Source organism: Micromonospora sp. NPDC004551, from assembly GCF_040609975.1.
Lineage (GTDB): Bacteria > Actinomycetota > Actinomycetes > Mycobacteriales > Micromonosporaceae > Micromonospora.
On sequence record NZ_JBEXLM010000022.1, the window covers coordinates 64,679 to 85,502 of the forward strand.

Below are 20,824 nucleotides of genomic sequence, written 5' to 3' on the forward strand. Positions count from 1 at the left end.
CGCCGTCGCCGCTGAAGATCTCGGGAGGCGCGACCACGCCGCATACCCGGTGCGCAGGCGACGGTTACTTCGGGACCCGCAGGTTGGGGGTTCGAGTCCCCCGAGGCCCTCGGGCCGATAGCTCAATCGGACAGAGCGGCGGGCAGTCCGTCGCCGACTTCCGACCTCGGGTATGCGGTGTGGTGGCGTCCTCCGGCCTCGACCGACATGGGGGACGTGATGGCCAAGCTCAACCGCAAGCCGCGCCGGAACCGGCGCGACGGGATCGTGACCGCCGAGGGCGCGCCGGGCTTCACCCGCGAGCCGCGCACCGAGCTGTTCCTCCTGGCCGTGTCGAACATGGTCGGCGAGGACACCTTCTACGAGGCGGCCGCCGACCGGGACGCCCGCTTCCGTGACCTGGTCGCCGCCATCGCGGTCGCCGACCCCGACCGGTTCGCCCGGTTCGTGCCGTGGCTGCGTACCGGTGCCATGCTGCGGTCGGCGTCGGTGGTGGCGGCCCTGGAGGGCGCCCATGCGCAGGTCGCGGCGGGCGTGCCGGGCTCCCGGGCGGTCGTGAACGCGGCGCTGCAGCGTGCCGACGAGCCGGGCGAGGCGCTGGCGTACTGGCTGGGGCGTTACGGCCGGGCGCTGCCGAAGCCGGTCAAGCGGGGCGTCGCGGATGCGGTCGGGCGGCTCTATCACCAGCGCAGCCTGCTCAAGTACGACTCCGGCAGCAGCGCCGTCCGGTTCGGTGACGTCATCGACCTCACCCACCCGAGGGCGACGGACGACCGGCAGGGTGACCTGTTCCGGCACGCGCTGGACCGGCGACACAAGCGGGACAACCCGCTGCCGTCGTCGCTGACGCTGCTGGCGGCCCGGGCCGAGCTGATGGCGTTGCCGGTGCAGCGGCGCCGGGAGGTCACCGACCCGGCGGTGCTGGGCGCGGCCGGCATGACGTGGGAGGCGCTCGCCGGCTGGCGGCAGACCACCATGGACGCCGCGGCGTGGGAGGCGATCATCCCGACCATGGGTTACCTGGCGCTGCTGCGCAACCTGCGCAACTTCGACCGGGCCGGTGTCGGTGACGCCGTCGCCGAGACGGTGGCGGCGAAGCTGTCCGACCCCGGCGAGGTCGCCCGGTCGCGCGTCCTGCCGATGCGCTTCCTGTCGGCACACAACGCGGCGCCGAGCCTGCGGTGGGCGTACCCGTTGGAGAAGGCCTTGCAGCACGCGCTGGCGAACGTACCCGCACTGGACGGTCGAACCCTGATCCTCATCGACACGTCCGGGTCGATGACCAGCGCGTTCAGCAAGGACGGCACGCTGCGCTGCTGGGACGCGGCCACCGTGTTCGGGCTCGCGCTGGCCGCCCGCGCGCAGGACGCCACGGTGGTGTCGTTCTCGAACGCCACCCGGGTGTTCCCGACCGTGGCGGGTGAGTCGGTGCTGGCGGCCGTGCGCCGATTCAAGGAGGGCGGTTACTTCTACGGCGGCGGGACGGAGACCGAGCAGGCGGTGCGGACGCACTACGCCCGGCACGACCGGGTGGTCATCCTCACCGACGAGCAGGCGCACTGGCACGGCTCGGCGGACGTGGCGGCCGCGGTGCCCGCACAGGTTCCGGTGTACACGTGGAACCTGGCCGGATACCGGGTCGCGCACACGCCGGCGGCCGGGAACCGGCACACGTTCGGCGGGCTGTCCGACGCCGCGTTCGCGATGATCCCGCTCATCGAGGCCGGATCCCGCGACCGGTGGCCGTTCTAACCTCCGCCGCGGCGTCGGCCCGCTGAGGCCGACGCCGCAGGCGGGGTGGGACCCCGTGCCCGGCGACGTTGACACCTCCACCCGGCGCCTGTGTAAATGGTCCGTCCGCAGCAGCCGCCCGCACCCCGGGAGAGACCCGTGCGCGCACCGCCCCCCGTACCCCGCCCCGGCGTCGACCGGCGGCGGCTGCTCGGCGCGCTGACCGGGCTGCCGCTGCTCGCCGGCGGGCTGGCCGGCTGCGGCCCGGAGGCGGAGGCCCCGGTGGCGGACGGTCCGATCGAGCTGTCGGTGTTCTGGTGGGGCGGGGCCCGGCGGGCCGAGGCCACCGAGAAGGCGCTGGGCCTCTACTCCCAGCAGAATCCCCGGGTCAGCTTCCGGGTCACCTGGCAGGGGCTGGCCGGCTACTACGACCGGCTGGCCACCCAGGCCACCGGCGGCAACGTGCCCGACCTGTTCCAGATCGACGACACGCTGCTCACCGAGTACGCCCACCGGCAGATCGTCCTCGACCTCACCGCCCACGTCGCCGACAACCGGCTCGACCTGCGCGGCCTGCCCGAGCACCTGGCCCGGTACGGGCGGGTGGACGAGCGGACCGTGGCCGTGCCCGCCGCGCAGACCAACGCCGCGCTCGTCTACAACCGCGACCTGCTGCGCCGGCTGCGGTTGCCCGAACCGCACACCGGCATGTCCTGGCGGGAGTACGCCCGGTGGGCCGCCCGGGTCACCCGCACCTCCGGCAACCGGGTGGCCGGCACCATGGACCCGTCGGGCGACTACCGCGCGCTGTGGCTCTGGCTCCGCGGCCAGGGCAGCGAGCTGTACCAGGGGCGGCAGCTCGGCTTCAGCTCCGGCGAGCTGCTCGACTGGTTCGAGTTCTGGGAGGTCGCCCGGTACGACCGGGCCACCCCCAGCGCCGCCCTGGTCGAGCAGGCGGACAGCGGCGAGCTGGCCCGCCAGCTCGTGGTCACCGGCCACGCGGCCGCCTCGTTCGCCTGGTCGCACCAGCTTCCGGAGCTGCAACGGCTCACTGACGACGAGCTGGGCGTGACCGCCTTCCCGGGCACCCCGGCGGCGCAGTGGCCCCGGGCGTCCATGTACTGGGCCGCCTTCCGCGGCAGCCGCCACCCGGGTGTGGTCATCGACGTGATCAACTTCCTGACCACCAACGTGGCGGCCGGCCGGATCCTGGGCATCGAGCGCGGCCTGAACGCCGCCGTGCCGGTCCGCACGTTCGTCGTCGACGGCGTCACCGACCGCACCGAGAAACGGGTGGTGGCCCTCGGCGCCGAGCTGGCCGAGCTGGCCGGGCCGGCGCCCGCGCCGCCGCCGAAGGGGCACGCCAAGGTGCGTACCCTGCTCATCGACGCGGCCGAGAGCATCCGCGCCAAGCGCGCGGGCGCCCGCACCGCGACCTCGCGGTTCATGGCGCAGGCGGCGGCCGCCCTGGCCGAATGAGGGCCGCCCGCTGCGGCCCGGAGGGCGCGGCGGGCGGACCCGTTCCCGTCAGCGCGGCGGGCCGCCGCGCCGGCCGCGCATCAGGCGCAGCACCAGCAGCACGATCACGACGACCACCACCAGGCAGCAGAGCAACCCGAGGAAGCCGCCGCCGCCCCGGGACCGCCGCCGGGCGGCCTCCACGACCAGCTCGCCGGTACCCGTGGAGGCCCAGGCCGCGACCGGCACGAACACCGAGAGCACGACCGCACCGAGGACCGCGCTGAGGCGGCCCCACCATCTGTTCCAACCAGACATGCCCCCATCCTCGCCGAGAAGCGCAACCCTGGCAGGACGGACGGGCCGGATCATCACGGCCGGAGATGGCGAAAGGCCCCGGAGTTTCCTCCGGGGCCTTTCGTGACAGTAGCGGGGACAGGATTTGAACCTGCGACCTCTGGGTTATGAGCCCAGCGAGCTACCGAGCTGCTCCACCCCGCGTCGGCTCGTACAGCCTATCGCATGTCCGCCGTGGAGATCAGCCGGGTTCCCCGATCCGGCCGGGGTCGGATCGGGGCCGGCATGACGAAGGGCCCCGGAGCGAACTCCAGGGCCCTTCGTGAACGAGTAGCGGGGACAGGATTTGAACCTGCGACCTCTGGGTTATGAGCCCAGCGAGCTACCGAGCTGCTCCACCCCGCGTCGGCTCGTTAACCGTAGCGCACAGAACCCAGGAGGCGCAAAACGGGCCGTCAGGCCAGCCACCGCCGGATCGCGTCGACCGCGCGGCGGCTGTCCGCGTCGAACTGCGCGCGCTCGGTCGACGTGCTCTCCCAGCCCTGCTCCCAGAGCACGGTGACCACGTCGCCGAAGCGGATCGCGCGGACCAGGTGCACCTCGTCGCCACCGGTCGGGTCCCCGTTCGCGTCCCGGTACGGCGTCCGGACCTCGAACAGGACCGACTCGTCGCCGTAGCCGGTGTCGGGCAGCAGCCGCTGGCGCCACGTCACACCCTGCGCGTCGGCGGCCGACCGCACGGGGCAGTCCGCGACGGCCTGCCGCAGCTCGCGCAACGCGTCGTCCGCAAGTCCGGCCCGGTAGACGGCGACGCTGTGCCGGTAGCTGCCCGCCGGCACCTCCTCGGCCGGCGCGCCCGCCCGCCGGAAGGGCAGCGTCCGGGCCCGCCGCGCGACGAGCTGCGCCTCACCCGGCACGGCGCCGCAGAGCTCCGGCAGCACCGGTCCGGGGCCGAACTGGTTGCCGGTGCCCGCGTCGTTGGCGGCCGGCAGCGCGAAGAAGGCACGGTCCGGGATCGCGGTCGGGGTGGTGGCGGTCGGCCGGGCGCCGGTGGTCGGCGCGGCCGGCGGCCGGGACGGCGTCGTCCCGGTACGGCCCGACGAGGGCGTCGGTGACGCCGTCGCGGGGCGGGACGGTGCGGGCGTCGCGGTGGGGCCGGTCGTGGGCGTGCCGGCGGGCGGCCGGGGTGGCGCGTCCGGGCCGGCGGCGAGCACCAGTTGCGCGCCGACGGCGGTGCCGGCCACCAGCCCGACGACGGCCAAGGCGCCGACCGCGGCCCGCTGCCGCGCCCGGCGGTCGGCATCGCGGCGCACCCGGTCGGGGGCGGGGAGCACCCGCTCGTCGGTGTCCTCCGCGAGCGCCCGGTAGAGGCGGGTCAGTTCACGCGACATCGTTGACCTCCAGCTCCTCGTCGGCCACGCCGGGCAGCAGCTCGGCCAGCCGGGACCGGCCCCGGGACAACCAGGACTTGACGGTGCCGGTGGGGACCCCCGCCTCCCGGGCGATCTCCTCCACCGACAGGTCGAACAGGTAGTGCAGGGCGAGGGCCTGCCGGTGCCGGGCCGGCAGCTGCCGCAGCGCCGCGACCAGCAGGACGCTGTCCTCGCCCGGCGGCCCGACGTCGGCCGGCGGGCCGGTGCGGCTGGCCGCGAGCCGCCAGCCGCGCAGCCGCCGCCAGCGGTCCGTGGCGAGGCGACTGATCACCAGCCGCAGCCAGGCCTCCGGCGCGGGGTGGGCGGCCAGCCGGGCCCACTGCCGCCAGGCCCGGGCGTACGCCTCCTGGACCAGGTCCTGGGCCTCAGCGGCGTCGTCGGTCACCGCACGGCCGTACCGCAGCGCCCGCCCCGACGTGCTGCGGTAGAAGTCGTCGAAGCTCGTCGCGTCGCGCATCTGGACTACCGTCTCCCCTCACGCCCACCTGCACTGATGACGGTGGAGGCGGGCACCGGGTTGCGGGTGTTCCGGACCGGTATGCGACACGAGCCCGTGGCCCGCGACCGCTACGGGTCGCGGACCACGGGCTCGCGTGGTCGGTTCGGCGTCAGCCGTTCGGTGTCGCGGAGGGCGAGGCCGGCGGCGACGCCGAGGGGCTGCCGCTGGGGCTCGGGCCGGGCGACGGGTTGGCCGCCGTCTGCGCCTGCTGGAACGCGCTCATGGCCTCGTCGAGCGCCTTCAGCGCCCGCCCGTACCGCTCGAAGTCGCCGGACGCCTGCGCGGCCTTCACCTCGGCGATCGCGCTCTGCACCTTGCCGGCCGCCTCGGCCAGCTCGCCGGTGAGCACCGGCGGGCTGGTGCCGCCGGTCGTCGGCGGGTTGTCGCCGGTGCTCGGCGGCGGGCTGCCGGAAGGCGCCCGTTTGCCCTGCTCGACGAGCTGCTTGATGCCGTCGCTCAGATTGTTGGCCAGCACCACGTACGAGCCGCCGTCGCCGTAGGAGAGCAGCACCTTCTGGAGCAACGGGTACGCGTCCTGGTTGCTGCTCTTCACATAGACCGGCTCGACGTAGAGCATGCCGTCGGCGAAGGGCAGCGACAGCAGGTTGCCGTACTGCACCTGCGCCTGGTTGGAGGAGAGCAGGTTGAGCTGCTGCCGGATGTCACCGTTGTTGGTCATCTGCTGGTGCACCTGCGCCGGCCCGGAGATCCGGGTCTGATCCGGCAGCTCCAGCACCTCCAGCTTCGGCTGCCCGTCGACGTACGACCCGGAGACCAGCGCGGCGAGGTTCTGCCGCCCGTTCGGGGTGACCGCCGAGGTGAGCTGGAAGCGCGGCCCCTCCTGCCCGGGGAACTGGGTGAACAGGTAGTACGGCGGCTGCTTCTGCCCGCTGTCCGGCGCGTCCGGCACGTTCGGCACCTGCCAGAAGTCCTGGCCGGAGTAGAAGTCGCCGGGGTCGGTGACGTGGAACTTGGTGAGCAGGTTGCGCTGCACCTTGAACAGGTCGGCCGGGTAGCGGAAGTGCTCGGCCAGCTCCGGCGGGATGTCGCCCTTGGGCAGCACCAGGTCGCCGCCGAACGCCTTGTTCCACGCCTTGAGCACCGGGTCGGTGTCGTCGAAGGCGTAGAGCTTCACCGTGCCGTCGTACGCGTCGACGGTCGCCTTCACCGAGTTGCGGATGTAGTTGACGTTCTCCCGGGCCAGCTGGAAGGTGCCCCGCCCGGTCAGCTCGTCGGCCGTCTCCGCCTGGAGGTTGACCCGCTCGGCGTACGGGTAGGTCGCCGCGGTCGTGTAGCCGTCGATGATCCAGATGACCCGGCCGTTCACCACCGCCGGGTACGGGTCGCCGTCCAGGGTGAGGAACGGCGCGACCTTCTCCACCCGGTCCCGCGGGTTACGCACGTAGAGCAGCTTCGAGTCGTCGTTGACCGCCTCGGAGAGCAGGAAGTTGGACTCCTGCTCCTTGATCGCGTAGAGCAGCCGGCGGGTGAACGAGCCGATCTCGACGCCGCCCTCGCCGGTGTAGGTGTAGTACTGCTCGCCGCCCGTGGAGGTCGGCTTGTCGAACTCGACGTTGCGGTCGCCGGTCTGCCCGACGATCGCGTAGTCGTCGGGCTCCATCCGCTCGCCGTAGTAGATCCGCGGCTGCTGGGCCGGGATCTGCTCGGTCTGCGAGGAGCACGCCTCCTGCGCCTTCTCGCCGAGGAAGCCGGAGACGAAGTACGGCTGGCCGCCGCAGACCACCTGGTTGGCCGGGGCGGCGACGAGGCCGTAGCCGTGGGTGTAGACGGTGTGCCGGTTGATCCAGTTGCTCTGCTGGTCGGTCAGCTCGCCGTAGTTGATCTCCCGGACGCCGACCACGTAGTCGGAGGTCTTGCCGCCGGTCGCGTACCGGTCGATGTCCAGCTTCGGGCCGAAGTCGTAGAAGCCGCGGACCTGCTGGAGCTGCGTGTACGTCTCGGACACGAGCTGCGGGTCGAGCAGCCGGACGTTCTGCACAACCGAGGTGTCGGTGGCCAGGCTGGCCGGCGGGACGAGGTTGTTCGCCGCGTACCCGGTGGTCTTCGTGTCGGCGATGCCGAACGCGGCCCTCGTCGCCTTGATGCTGCGCTCGATGTACGGCGCCTCCTTGTCCCGGGCGCTCGGCTTGACCTCGAAGGTCTGCACGGCCCACGGGTAGATGCCGCCGATCGCCACGGCCGAGACGCCGAGCAGGGCGAGCGCGATGCCGGGCCAGACCAGGTTCCGCATCCACGCGTTGGAGAACACGATGATCGCGACGGCCACCACGACGGCGATCCAGGCCAGGATCTCCTTCGCCGGGAGCAGCGCGTTGATGTCCGCGTATCCGGCGCCGTAGAGCTTGGCGCCCTCGTTGTACTCCAGCAGCATGGCCCGCTGGTCCAGCACGTACGCGATGGCCTTGAGCAGCACGAACACGGCGACCAGCGAGCTCAGGTGGGCCCGGGCGGCATTCGTCATCCGGTCACCGACGCCCTGCAGCCGCACCCCGCCGAAGATGTAGTGCACGGCGAGCGCCCCGAGCAGGGCGAGCACCACGGCGGTGAAGCCGACGCCGAGCAGGTAGCGCCAGAACGGCAGCTGGAAGACGTAGAAGCCGACGTCGACACCGAACTCCGGATCCTTCACGCCGAAGTCGCCGCCGTTGCGGAACAGCAGCCACTGGCTCCACCGGCTCTGCGCGGACAGGCCGGCGAACAGCCCGATGACCGCGGAGGCCAGGGCGATCCAGGTGCCGAGCCGGGGGCTCAGCAGCATCCGGTAGCGCTCCAGCGTGGCCTGCTCGGCGGAGTGCGGCCGCAGCTGCGGGCGCAGCCGGTGGGCCAGCCAGAGGTTGCCGGCGATGATCACCGCCATGCCGAGGCCGATCACCAGGAACAGCAGCAGCCGGGTGGCGAGCACGCCGGTGAAGACCTGGGTGTAGCGGACCTCGTCGAACCAGAGCCAGTCGGTCCACGCGCTGACCCCCCACCCGAGCAGGGTGAAGAGCACGAACACCCCGATCAGGACCCCGATGGTGACGCGTCCGCGCCGGCTCATCCTCGGCAGGGGGCTGCTACGCATGACCACTGTTGGCTCCGCACGCTCGATGTGATCGGCTCCGACCAGGCACCCAGAGTACGGGGTGTTCCTGAACGCGTCGGGTCAAGGTCACGTCACGATCGTCCGGTGGCCGGCACGCCGGGGCCGGTGGCGCGCCCGCGAGGGGTCAGCAGCGGGTCGGCTGGCCTCCCGCGCGGAGCTTCTCCAGCGCCGTCAAAGCGTCGTCCAGCGACGCCACCTTGAGCAACGGCAGGTCGGGCTGCGGGTTGCGGACCGCCTCGGCGCAGTTGTCCGCCGGCACCAGGAAGACCTTCGCCCCGGCCTGCTTGGCGCCGACCAGCTTCTGGGCGATGCCGCCGATCGGGCCGACCCGGCCCTCGTCGTCGATGGTGCCGGTGCCGGCGATGACCTTCCCCCCGGTCAGGTCGGCCGGCTCCAGCTTGTCGACGATGCCCAGGGCGAACATCAGCCCGGCGCTGGGGCCGCCGATGTCACCGAGGTCGATCTTGAGGGTGAACGGGTGCGGCTGCTGCTGGTCGATCTCGATGCCGATCCGGGGCCGGCCGTCCTGCTCCCGGCTGGTCACCGTGGCGGTGGCCGGCGCACCGGCCCGGGTGTAGCCGATCTTCAGCGCGGTGCCGGCCGGCTTGGCCCGGATCAGCTCCGTGAGGCGGGCCGCGCTGGTCACCGGCTGGCCGTCGACCGAGGTGATCACGTCGTTGGGCTTGAGCACGTCGACCGACGGGCCGCCCGCCGTGACCGTCTTGACCAGCACCCGGATCGGAAAGCCCAGCTCCCGCAGGGCCGCCGTCTCGGCGCTGGTCTGCGAGTTTTGGAAGTCCTCGGCGTTGCGCTGCTCGACCTCCTCCTGCGACTCCCCCGGCGGGTAGACCAGCTCGCGTGGCACCACCGCCTCGTCCTTGGAGAACCACCCGGCCAGCGCCGAGCGCAGCCGGACGGTGGGCTGCACACCCACCGTGGTCAGCCGGAGCTGCCCGGCGGAGGTGGACGTCGCCCGGCCGGTCACCTGGATGACCTCCTTGCCGTCCTCGCTGCCCAGCGTGTTGACGGTCGGGCCGGGACCGAGCACCACGTACGGGATGGGCACGCTCAGCACGCCGACGCTGAGCAGGGCGGTGAGCAGTGCACCGAGGAGTACGGTCACGCCGCGACGTCTCATGCGCCAGAGCGTACCGATCCGGCCCGGAACGTCCGGCGCGGTGACCACCGGCTTCGCCCTCAGCGCAACGCCGACGCGCACGACCTGCGGCGGGGCGCGCGTACCGTAGAGGTCGTGCCTGATATTCCGTTCGGCTTCGCGCTCCCGGGTGGGCAACCACCAGACCCCAACGATCCCGCGCAGATGCAGCAGTTCATGTCGCAGTTGCAGCACCTGCTCTCCGCGCCGGGCAGCGGGCCGGTCAACTGGGACCTCGCCCGGCAGGTGGCCGCGAGCCAGCTCGCCGCCGCCGGCGACCCGGCGGTCTCGCCGTTCGAACGCAACGCGGTGGAGGAGGCGCTGCGCATCGCCGACCTCTGGCTGGAGCCGGCCACCTCGTGGCCCACCGGCATCCGGACGTCCGTCGCCTGGAACCGCAACGAGTGGATCTACAAGACCCTCGACGTGTGGCGCAAGCTCTGCGACCCGGTGGCCAGCCGGATGGTCGGCGCCATGGGCGATCTCGTGCCGCCGGAGGCCCGGGCACAGCTCGGCCCGATGCAGTCGATGGTCGCCACGCTGGGCGGCGCGCTCTTCGGCGGCCAGCTCGGCCAGGCGCTCGGCTCGCTCGCCGCCGAGGTGCTCTCCGCCGGCGACATCGGCCTGCCGCTCGGCCCCGCCGGCACCGCCGCGCTCGTCCCGGCCAACATCCGGGCGTACGGCGAGGGCCTCGAACTGCCCGAGGACGAGGTCCGCCTCTACGTGGCCCTGCGCGAGGCCGCCCACCAGCGGCTCTTCCAGCACGTCCCGTGGCTGCGCGGGCACGTGCTCACCGCGGTCGAGAACTACGCCGCGGGCATCCGGGTCAACCGGGAGGCGATCGAGGAGGCCATGGGCCGCGTCGACCCCACCGATCCCGAGTCCATGCAGGCGATCGCCCTGGAGGGCATCTTCACCCCCGAGGACACCCCGGCCCAGAAGGCGTCGCTGGCCCGGCTGGAGACCGTGCTCGCCCTCGTCGAGGGCTGGGTGTGCCACGTGGTGGACAGCGCCGCGGGCGACCGCCTGCCGAACGTGGTCCGCCTCGGCGAGGCGTTCCGCCGCCGCCGGGCCGCCGGCGGTCCGGCCGAGCAGACGTTCGCCGCCCTGGTGGGTCTGGAGCTGCGGCCGCGCCGCCTGCGCGAGGCGACCGTGCTCTGGTCGGCGCTCACCGAGCACCGCGGGATCGCCGGCCGGGACGCGGTCTGGGGCCACCCCGACCTGCTCCCGTCGGACGAGGACTTCGCCAACCCGGAGGCGTTCGCCGCCACCACCAGCGACCTGGACGAGGAACTGGCGAACTTCGACTTCAGCGCGCCCGGCGCGCCGGAGGAGCAGGCCCCGGGCGAGGACGACGACAAGTCCTGACGCCGCACGTCCGCCGGGGCCCGCACGAGTGCTCGTGCGGGCCCCGGCGCGTCCGACGAGCCCGGTCCGCCCTGCCCCCGCCCCGCTGTGCTGCTCCCGGCGCACCTACCGCGCCCGCCCTCGGCCGCGTCGGTCATCCGCCGGTCGGGGCGCGCCCGATCGCGTGCGTTCAGCCGGGCTGGCCGGAGAGCAGCGCCCGGGTCGCCTCCCAGCCCTCGAAGGCCGGGTCGAGGGTGGCCAGGTCGGCCGGGCCGCGCAGGCGGCGCCACCCGGCGGTGACGGCCACGTCTCCGGGGCGCGGTGCGGCGGCACGCACCTCGGCCGGCGCGGTCCTGTCCAGGTCCAGCGCCGGCAACCACTCCGGCACGGGCAGCCGGGCGGCCACTCCGAGCAGCCCCGGCCCGTTCCCCTCGACCGGGGCGACCGCGACGGGGCGGCTGGTCAGCGGCCGGAGCAGCTTGCCGAGGGTGAGCCCCGGCACGTCGGGCGCGTCGGCGACCACCACGGCCGCCTGGTCGTACCCGGTCAGCGCGGCGAACACCGCGGCGGCCGTGGGCTGCGGCACCTCGTAGACCGTCGTGCCGGGCCAGACCACCGCGTCAGCCAGCCATCGGTCCTCCGGCGTCACCGCCACGGCGGTCTCGACCTCGTTGAGCGTGGCCAGCAGATCCACCACGTCCTCGGCGAGGGCGCTCCGCCACCGCGCCGGATCGATCCCCGGCGGCGTCCACCCCACCGGGCCGAGCAACGCCACCACCACACGTCGAGCCACCCGACGACCCTAACCCGCCGTTCGCCCGCGTCCCCGATGACGCGGCAGCACCCGCCGCGCCCGCGAACAGTGAGGGCGCGGAGGGAGCGCCGGGTCAGTCCGTCAGGGGGACGCCGGAGGTGGCGGCTACGCCTTCCAGGTAGCCGCGGGCTCGCTCGCTCTTTGGGTAGCGGCCGACCAGGGCCCAGAAGGCGGCGTTGTGGCTCGGCACGATGAGATGTGCCAGCTCGTGCAGCAGCACGTAGTCGATCACCCAGTCGGGCATGTCCTGGATGCGGTGGGAGATCCGGATGGTGCGGTCGGCGGGGGTGCAGGAACCCCAGCGGCCGTTCTGGTTGGTCACCCAGCGGACGCTCGCCGGCGTGGCGGCGGCCTCGTGCTCGGAGAGGTAGAGGTTGATCAGCCGGGTGGCCCGGGCCAGCAGCTCGGCATCCGAGCGGGCGAGCCGGCCCTCGCGGGCGGCGAGCCGGGCCAGCATCCGGTCGACCCACTCGCTCTCCTCGGCGCGGGAGAACTGGTCGGGGATGAGCACCACGACGCGCTCCCCGTCGCGGTACGCGGACACCGTGCGTCGCCGGCGCTGACTGCGCCGCACTTCGACGACGGGCTTCCGCGTCCCGGCCATCACTGGTCCGCGCAGCCTCGGATGACTGTCACGAGGGAAAGCTAATGCGTACTGACCAGGGGTCCGCAAGAGTCAACACGACGACACGCGTCCGGAAAATGGCGGTTGGTCGTCAGGAGTCCTGAAAAATTTCTTTGCGGCGGCAGTTGACCATCACCTGCCGGGCCCTGTCAACGTTAGGTGATCTACGGACGAGCTGTCGCGGTGGGGCTGCCCCGAAGGGGGATCTGAGGGCATTCACCCGGCGTGTCCCCGCGAAACTGACTTATCCGACGTAACGCGGCATGCACACTCTCGACGTCGACTTGCTCACAGAGTCGGCGCACAGCTGACATGGAACCGCCCATACCTGGGTAGGGTCCGCCAACCAGCGGTCATGTGAGTGACCGCGGAGAACCCCCCGGCGCCGGCGCCACGCGTGGCCCGCCGCAGGGAAACCCGCCGGAGGCGTCCGGCGGACGAGACGAGGAGGGCTACCGTGGCCGACCAGGCCCAGACCTACAACGGTTACTGCGTGAAGTGCAAGGAGAAGCGGGACTTCGAGGGCCGCGTGGAGGTCTCGAAGACCGGCATGAACATGGCCAAGGGCAAGTGCCCGGTGTGCGGCACAACAGTGAACCGCATCCTGGGCAAGGCCAAGGTCTGACCCACCCGGGTCGTACGGGGGAGGGGTGGCGGCAGCCGCCCCTCCCCCGTCGCGTACCCGACAGTTGCTACCGGCCGGTTGTGGACAACCCCGGTTTCCCTGTGGACAACGCTGGCCAGGGCCCAGCGCACCTGTGGACAACGATCGACGGAGAGCGCGGACACGGTCACGATTCGTGGCATGACCGACCCGATACCCCTCGCCCGCCCGACGCTGCTGCCCGGCCTGGCCCGGCTGTGGCGGGACCGGCACACCCTCCAGCTCGGGGTGGAACCCGGCCGGGCCGTGCTGCTGGAGGTGACCAGCCCGGGCGCCGTCCGCCTGCTCGACCTGCTCGACGGCACCCGCAGCGAGCGGGCCGTGCTGGCCGCCGCCACCGCCGCGCGGGTCCCGCCGGCCGAGGCCCGGATGCTGCTCGACACGCTCCGGGCCGCCGCTCTCGTCGTACCCGCGCAGAGCCTGCTCCCCCGCGACCTCACCGGGCCGGTCCGGGCCCGCCTCACCGGGGAGGCCGCCGCCCTGGCCCTGGCCGCGCCCGACCTGCCCGGCACGCCGGCCCGGCTGCTGCGCCGCCGCCGGGCGGCACGGGTGCTGGTCACCGGGGCCGGGCGGCTCGGCGCGGCGATCGCCGTCGCGCTGGCGCAGGCCGGGGTGGGGCACGTCGTACCCGACCTGGCCGGCCCGGTCCGGCCGGGTGACCTGGTCGGCACTGGCCTCACCGGCGCGGAGCTGGGCCACCCGCTGGCGCCGGCGCTGCGCGCGGCGCTGGCCCGGTGCGTGCCGGGCACGGAGACCGCGCCGCTCCGGCCGGGCCGCGCCGACCTGGTGGTCCAGCTCGGCGTGGACCGCCCGGCCGCCCTGCTCGCCACCGGCTACGCGCGCCGCCGCCAGCCGCACCTCCTGGTCGACCTGCGCGGCGGCGTGCCGGTGGTCGGCCCGCTGGTGCGCCCGCCGGTGGGCCCCTGCCTGCACTGCCTCGACCTGCACCGGACCGATCGCGACCCGGAATGGCCGGCGCTGGCCGCCCAGCTCGCGGCCGCCGACGGCGACCGGGCCTGCGCGGCCACCACCCGCCTGGCCGCGACGGCCTACGCGGCGGCCGAGGTGTTGACCCACCTCGACGGCGGCACCCCCGAGACTCTGGGCTGCGCGGTCGAAATCGGGCAGCCCGGGCGGTTCCGGCACCGCCGGTGGCCGCCGCACCCCTCCTGCGGGTGCGCGGGGCGTCGCCCGATCCGGTCGGCCCCACCCGCTCCCGGCCGCACAGCAGCAGCGGGCCCGTCCAGTCGGTAACAATGACCGGGTGACCGACATCCCGCGCCGGGCCGTGTCCCGGACCGCCAAGCTCGCCGCTCTGCCGCTCGGTTTCGCCGGTCGAACCGTCCTCGGCATGGGCAAGCGGGTCACCGGGCTCGCGTCCGACGTCATCTCCGCCGAGATCCAGCAGCGCACCGCCGAGCAGCTGTTCAGCGTGCTCGGGCAGCTCAAGGGCGGGGCCATGAAGTTCGGGCAGGCCCTGTCGGTCTTCGAGGCGGCGCTGCCGGACGAGATCGCGGCGCCCTACCGGCAGGCGCTCACCAAGCTCCAGGAGGCCGCCCCGCCGCTGCCCGCGGCGACCGTGCACAAGGTGCTGGCCGAGCAGTTGGGGCCGGAGTGGCGGGACCGGTTCGTCGAGTTCGACGACACGCCGGCCGCCGCGGCCAGCATCGGCCAGGTGCACCGCGCGGTCTGGCGCGACCCGGGCTACGGGCCGAACGGCGGCCCGCGCCACCGGGACGTGGCCGTGAAGATCCAGTACCCGGGTGCCGGGGACGCCCTGCTCGCCGACCTGAAGCAGCTCTCCCGGCTGGGCGGCATGTTCCGGGCGATCCAGCCCGGGCTGGACGTCAAGCCGCTCCTGGTCGAGCTGCGCGAGCGGATCACCGAGGAGCTGGACTACGAGCTGGAGGCCGAGTCGCAGCGCGCCTTCGCCGCCGCGTACGCCAACGATCCGGACATCTACATCCCCGAGGTGCTCGACGCCGCGCCCCGGGTGCTGATCACCGAGTGGGTCGAGGGCATCCCGCTGTCGCAGATCATCCGGGAGGGCACCGAGGAGCAGCGCGACGAGGCCGGGCGGTTGATGGCCGAGCTGCACCTCTCCGCGCCGATGCGGGCCGGGCTGCTGCACGCCGACCCGCACCCGGGCAACTTCCGGCTGCTCCCCGACGGCCGGCTCGGCGTGATCGACTTCGGCGCGGTGGCCCGGATGCCGGAGGGCACCCCCGAGCCGATCGGCCGGATCGCCGCGCTGGCGCTGCGCGACGACGCGGACGCGGTGGTGGCCGGGCTGCGGGACGAGGGTTTCGTGAGCCCCACCGAGCCGATCGACGCGGAGGCGGTGCTGGACTTCCTCCGGCCGATGCTGGAGCCGATCGCCGCGGACGAGTTCCGGTTCACCCGGGCCTGGCTGCGCGCCCAGGCGGCCCGGCTGGCCAGCCCGCGCTCCCCCACCTACCAGCTCAGCCGGCAGCTCAACCTGCCCCCGTCCTACCTGATGATCCACCGGGTGACGCTGGGCTCGATCGGGGTGCTCTGCCAGCTGGAGGCGAAGGCGCCCTACCGGGCGATCCTGGAGCGCTGGCTGCCCGGCTTCGCCCCGGTGAGCTGACCCACGCACGCCGAAGGGGCGGTGACCGTACGGTCACCGCCCCTTCCGTGTTGTCGGGATCTAGAGAACGCCCAGGTCGCGGGCCGACTGGCTACGGCCACGCATGGCGACGGTACGGGCGGAAGTGGTTGCCTCAGTGCGCGTGGTGGTGCCGGCCTGAGGCCGGCGCATTCGAGCCCGGGACAACGCTTCGTGGAGTAGTTGCATCTCGGTTCCATTCGGCAGGTGCAGCATCTTTTCGACTTTCTCGTGGCCGGTGAAGATCACCGGCAGGGACGTTGGAACGGGGTTGTGTCAGGCTGCCAGCCGGACGGCGCTACGCGACTCGGACAGCCCACTGGCCGCCAGTCGCGCCTCCGCCTCGACCCGGAGCTGGGCGTCACGGGCGAGGTCCTCCTTGCGCGGACGGCCACGGGGCCGCTTGCGCGGGACGACCGCGCCACGCTCGAAGATCTCGCCGCCCCAGACGCCCCAGGGCTCGGCCCGCTCCACCGCGCCGGCAAGGCACTCGACGCGCAGCGGGCAGTCCCCGCAGAGCGACTTGGCCAGCTCGAGCTCGGCAGGCGAGTCGGAGAACCACAGGTCGGGGTCGAACTTCCGGCAGGGCAGGTTCGCCTCCACCTCGACGCTCACGTCGAGCGGGGCCAACGCCAGACTCATCCTCCGGTCACCTCTCTCTCACTTCGATCTCGTGGATCGCATTACTTCGGCACTACTGCGGTGCAAAAAAACTGAGGCCGCGGATCCCGGTGTGCGGGTTCCGCGGCCTCGAGGTGAGCCGGTGGTCTGATGGATCAGACCGGTCTACCTCGAGGTGGAACGCCGCGGACATCCGTGCGCTTCTTGACGTCACCGATGCCCATGCCCGCGAAGCCACTGGTCCCCTCGATCTCCGCCAGCGGCGCGACGGTCAGGTTCAGCTCGGCCTGAACCTGGGCCTGGTGCACCTGCGGAGCCGACGGTCGAGCGGCAAGGGCCACCCGGACGGACGACAGCGGAGCGACGGCAGCTGGCATCGCCGCCAGACGCTCATAGGTGAAGATCTCCACGGGTGCCACCTCCTCGTCTCTCCTCGTGCCGACCATGGACTCAACCCCCGTGAGCAGCCAGAATGGCGCCGCTCGCGAGGTGTGTCATGAGGCTATTCCTCGCCTCGGGGCGAGGGCAAACGATTTACGGCTAGATTTCGAAACTTTTCTGCGGGCAGACCTCGTCCACTGCCGCGCCAGCCACCAGGGCCAGCACCGTATCGCCGTAAAGTCCCAGTTTGCGGGGGCCGATCCCGGCGATCGCGATCAGCTCCTCGGTGCGGCCCGGCCGGCGCTCGGCCAGCGCGGTCAGCGTGGCGTCGGTGAAGACCACGTACGCGGGCACCTTCTGCGCCCCGGCCACCCGCTGCCGCCACTCGCGCAGCCGTTCGTACAGGTCCTCGTCCAGGTCGGACGGACACGTCGGGCAGCGGCCCAGCTTCCGATCCGCCCCGGCGAGCAGGGTGGCGCCGCAGATCCGGCAGGAGACCACCTGGGTACGCCGCCGTTCGGTGCGCCGGGCCGCCCCCGCACCGGCCCGTTCGCCGCCGCCCGAGCGGTCCAGCTGGGGCAGGAAGCGGGACGGGCGCCGGGCCCGGCCACCGGGCGAGCGGGCCGCCGCGTACGACAGCCAGAGCCACTCCCGCGCCCGGGTGATCCCCACGTAGAGCAGCCGCCGCTCCTCCTCGACCTGCTCGGGTGTCTTCGCGTAGGTGGTGGGCAGCGTGCCCTCGGCCAGCCCGACCAGAAAGACGGCGTCCCACTCCAAACCCTTGGCGGAGTGCAGGGAGGCGAGCGTCACCCCCTCCACGGTGGGCACGTGCTGCTGGGCGGCCCGCCGGGCCAGTTCCTCGTTGAAGTCGCCGAGGGTGACCGGGCGCTCGATCGCGGCGGCCTCACCGATCGGCACGACCTCGGGCGTCGCCGCGTACTCCTCGGCGAGCTGGACCAGGGCGGCGAGCGCCTCCCACCGCTCGCGCGCGGCCCCACCGGCCGGGGGCGCGTCCGGCGCCCAGCCGACCGCGGCGAGCCCCTCCACGACGGCGGCCGGGAGCGGGGTCTCCCCCGGGATGGACCGGGTGGCGGCGCGCAGCGCGATCATCGCCTGGCGCACCTCGGGGCGCTCGAAGAAGCGCTCCGCCCCCTGCACGACGTACGGCACGGCGGCCTCGGTGAGCGCCTTCTCGTACGCCTCGGACTGCGCGTTGGTGCGGAACAGCACCGCGATCTCCCGGGCCGGGGTGCCGCCGTCGACCAGCGCCCGGCAGCGGGCCGCGACCGCGTTGGCCTCGGCCGGCTCGTCGGTGAAGATCCGCAACTCGGGCTCGGGGCCGGGCGGGCGCTGGCCGTGCAACTCCAGCCGGAGCCGGGCCTCCGCGCCCCGGGCCTGGGAGATCACCGCGTTGGCCAGCCCGACCACCTGCGGGGTGGAACGGTAGTCGCGGACCAGCCGGATCACCGTGGCACCGCGGTGGCGGCGCGGGAAGTCGACAAGGTAGGACGAGGTCGCCCCGGTGAACGAGTAGATGGTCTGGCTGGCGTCGCCGACCACGGTGAGGTCGTCCCGGCCGCCGAGCCAGGCGTCCAGCAACCGCTGCTGGAGCGGGTTGACGTCCTGGTACTCGTCGACCACGAAGTGCCGGTACTGGCCGCGGACCTGCTCGGCGACGTCGGCGTGCTCCTCGATCCCCCAGACCGCGGCGCGCAGCATGTCCTCGAAGTCGATCACCCCGTTGCCGCGCTTGAGCCGCTCGTACGCGGCGAAGACCTCGGCCACCTTCGCCGGCTCGTGCGGGGTCTCCCGCAGTGCCTTGGCCGCGGCCACCACGTACTCGGCCGGCTCGACCAGCGACGACTTGGCCCACTCGATCTCCCCGGCCAGGTCTCGGGCGGCGGCCCGGTCGGCCCGCAGGCCCACCTTGGCGGCGGCCAGGGTGACCACCCGGACCTTGCTGTCCAGCAACTCCGGCATGGCCCGGCCCTCCAGCAGCCGGGGCGCGAAGTAGCGGACCTGGCGCAGCGCCGCCGCGTGGAACGTGCGGGCCTGGACGCCGCCCACGCCCAGCCCGGTGAGCCGGGCCCGCATCTCCGCGGCGGCGCGGGCCGTGAAGGTGACCGCCAGCACGTGCCGGGCGGAGATGTCGCCGGTGAGCGCCCGGTGCGCGATCCGGGAGGTCACCGCGCGGGTCTTGCCGGTCCCGGCGCCGGCCAGGATGCAGACCGGGCCGGCCGGGGCGGTCACCGCGGACCGCTGCTCCGGGTCGAGGCCGGCGAGCACCCGTTCCGCCGCTGAGTGAACCACCACAGCCAGGAATCATTCCAGCCTCCGGCGATGTTGCAGCGATTAGCCTGGCCTGATCGGACCGGGCGCGAGTCACCCCTTGGAGGACCTGACCATGTTGACGATGTATTCCACCCCGTGGTGCGGCTACTGCCACCGGCTGAAGTCGCAGCTCGACCGGGAGGGCATCGGGTACGAGGTGGTCGACATCGAGCAGGACACGAAGGCCGCCGAGTTCGTGATGAGCGTCAACGGCGGCAACCAGACCGTCCCGACGCTGCGGTTCGACGACGGCAGCGCCCTGACCAACCCCTCGATCACCCAGGTCAAGCAGCACCTGGCCAGCCTCGCCGGCTGACCCGGCCCGCACCCTGCGACAGCGGCCCGCCCTCTTCGGGGGCGGGCCGCTGTCGTGTCTCAGGGCGTCCGGCGCCGGCGGGTCGCGGCGAGCACCTCGTGGTCGAGCGGGCGGCGCGGGGCCGGCACGTGGACCAGGACGGGCCGGGGCGCGGTGAGCCGGCGGCCGCGCCAGAGGTAGAGGCCCGCGGCCGTGGTCGTCAGCCCGACCAGGGCGAAGAGCAGGCGGTAGTCGAACACGCCGACGAGCAGCGCGCCGGCCCCGATGGAGACCGCCTGCGGGCCGCTGACCAGCGCCTCCGAGGCGGCGGCGACCCGGCCGAGCAGCCCCGGCGGGGTCCGCCGCTGGATCAGCGTGTTCAGCCCCACCATGGTCAGCGGCAGGGAGACCCCGGCCAGCAGCAGCGCCACCAAGCCGAGCCAGAGCCGGGGGTACGCGAGCGCCAGCGCGGCCGGCCCGAAGAAGGTCACCCCGGCGCCCAGGGCGCCCACCTCGCCGGCTCGGCGCACCACCGTGGCCGAGACGAGCCCGCCGACCAGTCCGCCGACCCCCTGCACGGTGACCAGCACACCGACGAACGCGGCGTCCCGGCCCAGCCCGAGGTCGACGTACGCGAAGATCAGCGACTCGGTTAAGCCCATCATGAGTGAGCCCAGCCCGTACCCGAGCAGGGCCCGGCGCAGCGCGGGGTCGCCGGCCAGGTGCCGCAGCCCGGCGCCCAGCCCGGACGGCCAGCGGCGCGCGGGCCGGGCCGGGGTGGTCTCGGCGACCCGGATCAGGCCGACCACCGCGGCGGCGGTGAGGAAGCCGGTCATGGCCAGGGCGACCAGCAACCAGCCGCCGACCGCGGCGTACAGCCCGGCCCCGGCCAGCGGGCCGACCAGGCGCAGCCCCTGCCGGACGGTCTGCAGCACCCCGTTGGCGTCGGCCAGCAAATCGCCCGGCACGAGGTGCCGGATGAGCCCGCTGAGCACCGCGCTCAACGTGATGTACGACAGCCCGTAGAGCGCCGCCACCACGTAGATCAGCCAGACGTCGGCGCGGTCGTGGACCGCGAGGAGAGGGCAGAGCAGCACGGCCGTGCCGAGGTTGGCGGCCACGTAGAGGGGCCGGCGGCGGCACCGGTCGACCACCCAGCCGACCAGCGGGGCCAGCGCCATGGGCGCGATGACGGCGAAGATGGTCGCCCCGGCCATGCCGTCCGACCCCGTGAGGTCCTTGACCCAGACGGCCAGGGCCAGCAGCAGGATCGACTCGGCCGCCATGCTCGCCAGCAGCGCGACGAAGAGCAGGCGGAAGTCGGGGCGGCGCAGGACGGTGCGCATCGGGTTCCTCCGGCGGGGGTGCGCCAGCCGGCGCGTCGGGGGCGGGCGCCGGTGAAGGCACTCCTCCACAGTCCTCTTTTTGTCGCGTGAC

Annotated in this window: 18 protein-coding genes and 2 tRNA genes; 7 read left to right on the plus strand and 13 right to left on the minus strand. The window is 73.4% G+C overall.

All coding sequences use genetic code 11. From position 1 onward, the window contains the following. Positions 1–207: 207 nt before the first annotated feature. Complete coding sequence (locus ABZW14_RS23810; protein ID WP_355350415.1) at positions 208–1,752, plus strand: TROVE domain-containing protein; 1,545 nt, start codon at positions 208–210, stop codon at positions 1,750–1,752. A 138-nt stretch (positions 1,753–1,890) separates the two neighbouring features. After that, positions 1,891–3,210, plus strand: coding sequence for an extracellular solute-binding protein (locus ABZW14_RS23815; RefSeq protein WP_355350417.1), 1,320 nt, complete (start codon positions 1,891–1,893; stop codon positions 3,208–3,210). A 48-nt stretch (positions 3,211–3,258) separates the two neighbouring features. On the opposite strand, the gene ABZW14_RS23820 is transcribed toward ABZW14_RS23815, so the two are convergent. The 7 genes from ABZW14_RS23820 to ABZW14_RS23850 form a co-directional block, all read right to left on the minus strand. Then, positions 3,259–3,507: a hypothetical protein gene (locus ABZW14_RS23820; RefSeq protein ID WP_355350419.1), complete on the minus strand. Its 249-nt coding sequence runs from the start codon at positions 3,505–3,507 to the stop codon at positions 3,259–3,261. A gap of 109 nt (positions 3,508–3,616) precedes the next feature. Next, a tRNA-Met gene (locus tag ABZW14_RS23825) sits at positions 3,617–3,690 on the minus strand. A gap of 127 nt (positions 3,691–3,817) precedes the next feature. Next, positions 3,818–3,891: transfer RNA gene (locus ABZW14_RS23830), tRNA-Met, on the minus strand. Positions 3,892–3,941: 50 nt separating this feature from the next. Continuing rightward, positions 3,942–4,877, minus strand: a complete 936-nt coding sequence (locus tag ABZW14_RS23835; RefSeq protein ID WP_355350421.1) for a hypothetical protein — start codon at positions 4,875–4,877, stop codon at positions 3,942–3,944. Continuing rightward, positions 4,867–5,376, minus strand: a complete 510-nt coding sequence (locus tag ABZW14_RS23840) for a SigE family RNA polymerase sigma factor (RefSeq protein WP_355350423.1) — start codon at positions 5,374–5,376, stop codon at positions 4,867–4,869. The genes ABZW14_RS23835 and ABZW14_RS23840 overlap by 11 nt, the downstream gene beginning before the upstream one ends. Before the next feature lie 151 nt (positions 5,377–5,527). Then, positions 5,528–8,503, minus strand: a complete 2,976-nt coding sequence (locus ABZW14_RS23845; protein WP_355350425.1) for a UPF0182 family protein — start codon at positions 8,501–8,503, stop codon at positions 5,528–5,530. Positions 8,504–8,648: 145 nt separating this feature from the next. After that, the gene (locus tag ABZW14_RS23850; protein ID WP_355350427.1) at positions 8,649–9,662 is read right to left on the minus strand and encodes a PDZ domain-containing protein; all 1,014 of its coding nucleotides are present in this window, start codon (positions 9,660–9,662) and stop codon (positions 8,649–8,651) included. 183 nt (positions 9,663–9,845) lie between these two features. Here ABZW14_RS23850 and ABZW14_RS23855 point away from each other — a divergent pair, with 183 nt between their 5' ends. After that, a complete protein-coding gene (locus ABZW14_RS23855) occupies positions 9,846–11,048 on the plus strand; it encodes a zinc-dependent metalloprotease (protein WP_355350429.1) in 1,203 nt (400 codons plus the stop codon). Positions 11,049–11,217: 169 nt separating this feature from the next. On the opposite strand, the gene ABZW14_RS23860 is transcribed toward ABZW14_RS23855, so the two are convergent. Then, positions 11,218–11,820, minus strand: coding sequence for a hypothetical protein (locus ABZW14_RS23860; protein ID WP_355350431.1), 603 nt, complete (start codon positions 11,818–11,820; stop codon positions 11,218–11,220). A gap of 94 nt (positions 11,821–11,914) precedes the next feature. Beyond that, positions 11,915–12,445 carry a M48 family metallopeptidase gene (locus ABZW14_RS23865; RefSeq protein ID WP_355350433.1) on the minus strand — a complete coding sequence of 177 codons (531 nt, stop codon included), beginning with the start codon at positions 12,443–12,445 and terminating at the stop codon, positions 11,915–11,917. Positions 12,446–12,923: 478 nt separating this feature from the next. Between ABZW14_RS23865 and ABZW14_RS23870 the strand changes: the two genes are divergently transcribed. The 3 genes from ABZW14_RS23870 (at position 12,924) to ABZW14_RS23880 (ending at position 15,741) form a co-directional block, all read left to right on the plus strand. Beyond that, entirely contained in the window at positions 12,924–13,091 is a 168-nt protein-coding gene (locus ABZW14_RS23870; protein WP_012014940.1) for a DUF5679 domain-containing protein, read from the plus strand. A 180-nt stretch (positions 13,092–13,271) separates the two neighbouring features. Beyond that, positions 13,272–14,384, plus strand: a complete 1,113-nt coding sequence (locus tag ABZW14_RS23875; protein ID WP_355350435.1) for a TOMM precursor leader peptide-binding protein — start codon at positions 13,272–13,274, stop codon at positions 14,382–14,384. Between the two features lie 10 nt (positions 14,385–14,394). Then, positions 14,395–15,741: an AarF/ABC1/UbiB kinase family protein gene (locus ABZW14_RS23880; RefSeq protein ID WP_355350437.1), complete on the plus strand. Its 1,347-nt coding sequence runs from the start codon at positions 14,395–14,397 to the stop codon at positions 15,739–15,741. Between the two features lie 294 nt (positions 15,742–16,035). On the opposite strand, the gene ABZW14_RS23885 is transcribed toward ABZW14_RS23880, so the two are convergent. The 3 genes from ABZW14_RS23885 to ABZW14_RS23895 form a co-directional block, all read right to left on the minus strand. Continuing rightward, complete coding sequence (locus ABZW14_RS23885; RefSeq protein ID WP_073828771.1) at positions 16,036–16,401, minus strand: WhiB family transcriptional regulator; 366 nt, start codon at positions 16,399–16,401, stop codon at positions 16,036–16,038. Positions 16,402–16,535: 134 nt separating this feature from the next. Beyond that, positions 16,536–16,790, minus strand: coding sequence for a hypothetical protein (locus ABZW14_RS23890; protein ID WP_355350439.1), 255 nt, complete (start codon positions 16,788–16,790; stop codon positions 16,536–16,538). A 130-nt stretch (positions 16,791–16,920) separates the two neighbouring features. Further along, entirely contained in the window at positions 16,921–19,074 is a 2,154-nt protein-coding gene (locus ABZW14_RS23895; RefSeq protein ID WP_355350441.1) for an ATP-dependent DNA helicase UvrD2, read from the minus strand. A 91-nt stretch (positions 19,075–19,165) separates the two neighbouring features. Here ABZW14_RS23895 and ABZW14_RS23900 point away from each other — a divergent pair, with 91 nt between their 5' ends. After that, positions 19,166–19,408, plus strand: coding sequence for a mycoredoxin (locus ABZW14_RS23900; protein WP_355350443.1), 243 nt, complete (start codon positions 19,166–19,168; stop codon positions 19,406–19,408). Positions 19,409–19,467: 59 nt separating this feature from the next. Here ABZW14_RS23900 and ABZW14_RS23905 read toward each other — a convergent pair whose 3' ends face one another. Beyond that, a complete protein-coding gene (locus tag ABZW14_RS23905) occupies positions 19,468–20,733 on the minus strand; it encodes an MFS transporter (protein WP_355350445.1) in 1,266 nt (421 codons plus the stop codon). Positions 20,734–20,824: the final 91 nt, after the last annotated feature.

Bases quoted from the DNA above. Each gene is read 5' to 3' on its own strand.
- ABZW14_RS23810 (WP_355350415.1), top strand. From the start codon at position 208: ATGGGGGACGTGATGGCCAAGCTCAACCGCAAGCCGCGCCGGAACCGG.
- ABZW14_RS23820 (WP_355350419.1), bottom strand. From the start codon at position 3,507: ATGTCTGGTTGGAACAGATGGTGGGGCCGCCTCAGCGCGGTCCTCGGT.
- ABZW14_RS23835 (WP_355350421.1), bottom strand. From the start codon at position 4,877: ATGTCGCGTGAACTGACCCGCCTCTACCGGGCGCTCGCGGAGGACACC.
- ABZW14_RS23840 (WP_355350423.1), bottom strand. From the start codon at position 5,376: ATGCGCGACGCGACGAGCTTCGACGACTTCTACCGCAGCACGTCGGGG.
- ABZW14_RS23845 (WP_355350425.1), bottom strand. From the start codon at position 8,503: ATGCGTAGCAGCCCCCTGCCGAGGATGAGCCGGCGCGGACGCGTCACC.
- ABZW14_RS23850 (WP_355350427.1), bottom strand. From the start codon at position 9,662: ATGAGACGTCGCGGCGTGACCGTACTCCTCGGTGCACTGCTCACCGCC.
- ABZW14_RS23855 (WP_355350429.1), top strand. From the start codon at position 9,846: ATGCAGCAGTTCATGTCGCAGTTGCAGCACCTGCTCTCCGCGCCGGGC.
- ABZW14_RS23865 (WP_355350433.1), bottom strand. From the start codon at position 12,445: ATGGCCGGGACGCGGAAGCCCGTCGTCGAAGTGCGGCGCAGTCAGCGC.
- ABZW14_RS23875 (WP_355350435.1), top strand. From the start codon at position 13,272: ATGACCGACCCGATACCCCTCGCCCGCCCGACGCTGCTGCCCGGCCTG.
- ABZW14_RS23885 (WP_073828771.1), bottom strand. From the start codon at position 16,401: ATGAGTCTGGCGTTGGCCCCGCTCGACGTGAGCGTCGAGGTGGAGGCG.
- ABZW14_RS23900 (WP_355350443.1), top strand. From the start codon at position 19,166: ATGTTGACGATGTATTCCACCCCGTGGTGCGGCTACTGCCACCGGCTG.
- ABZW14_RS23905 (WP_355350445.1), bottom strand. From the start codon at position 20,733: ATGCGCACCGTCCTGCGCCGCCCCGACTTCCGCCTGCTCTTCGTCGCG.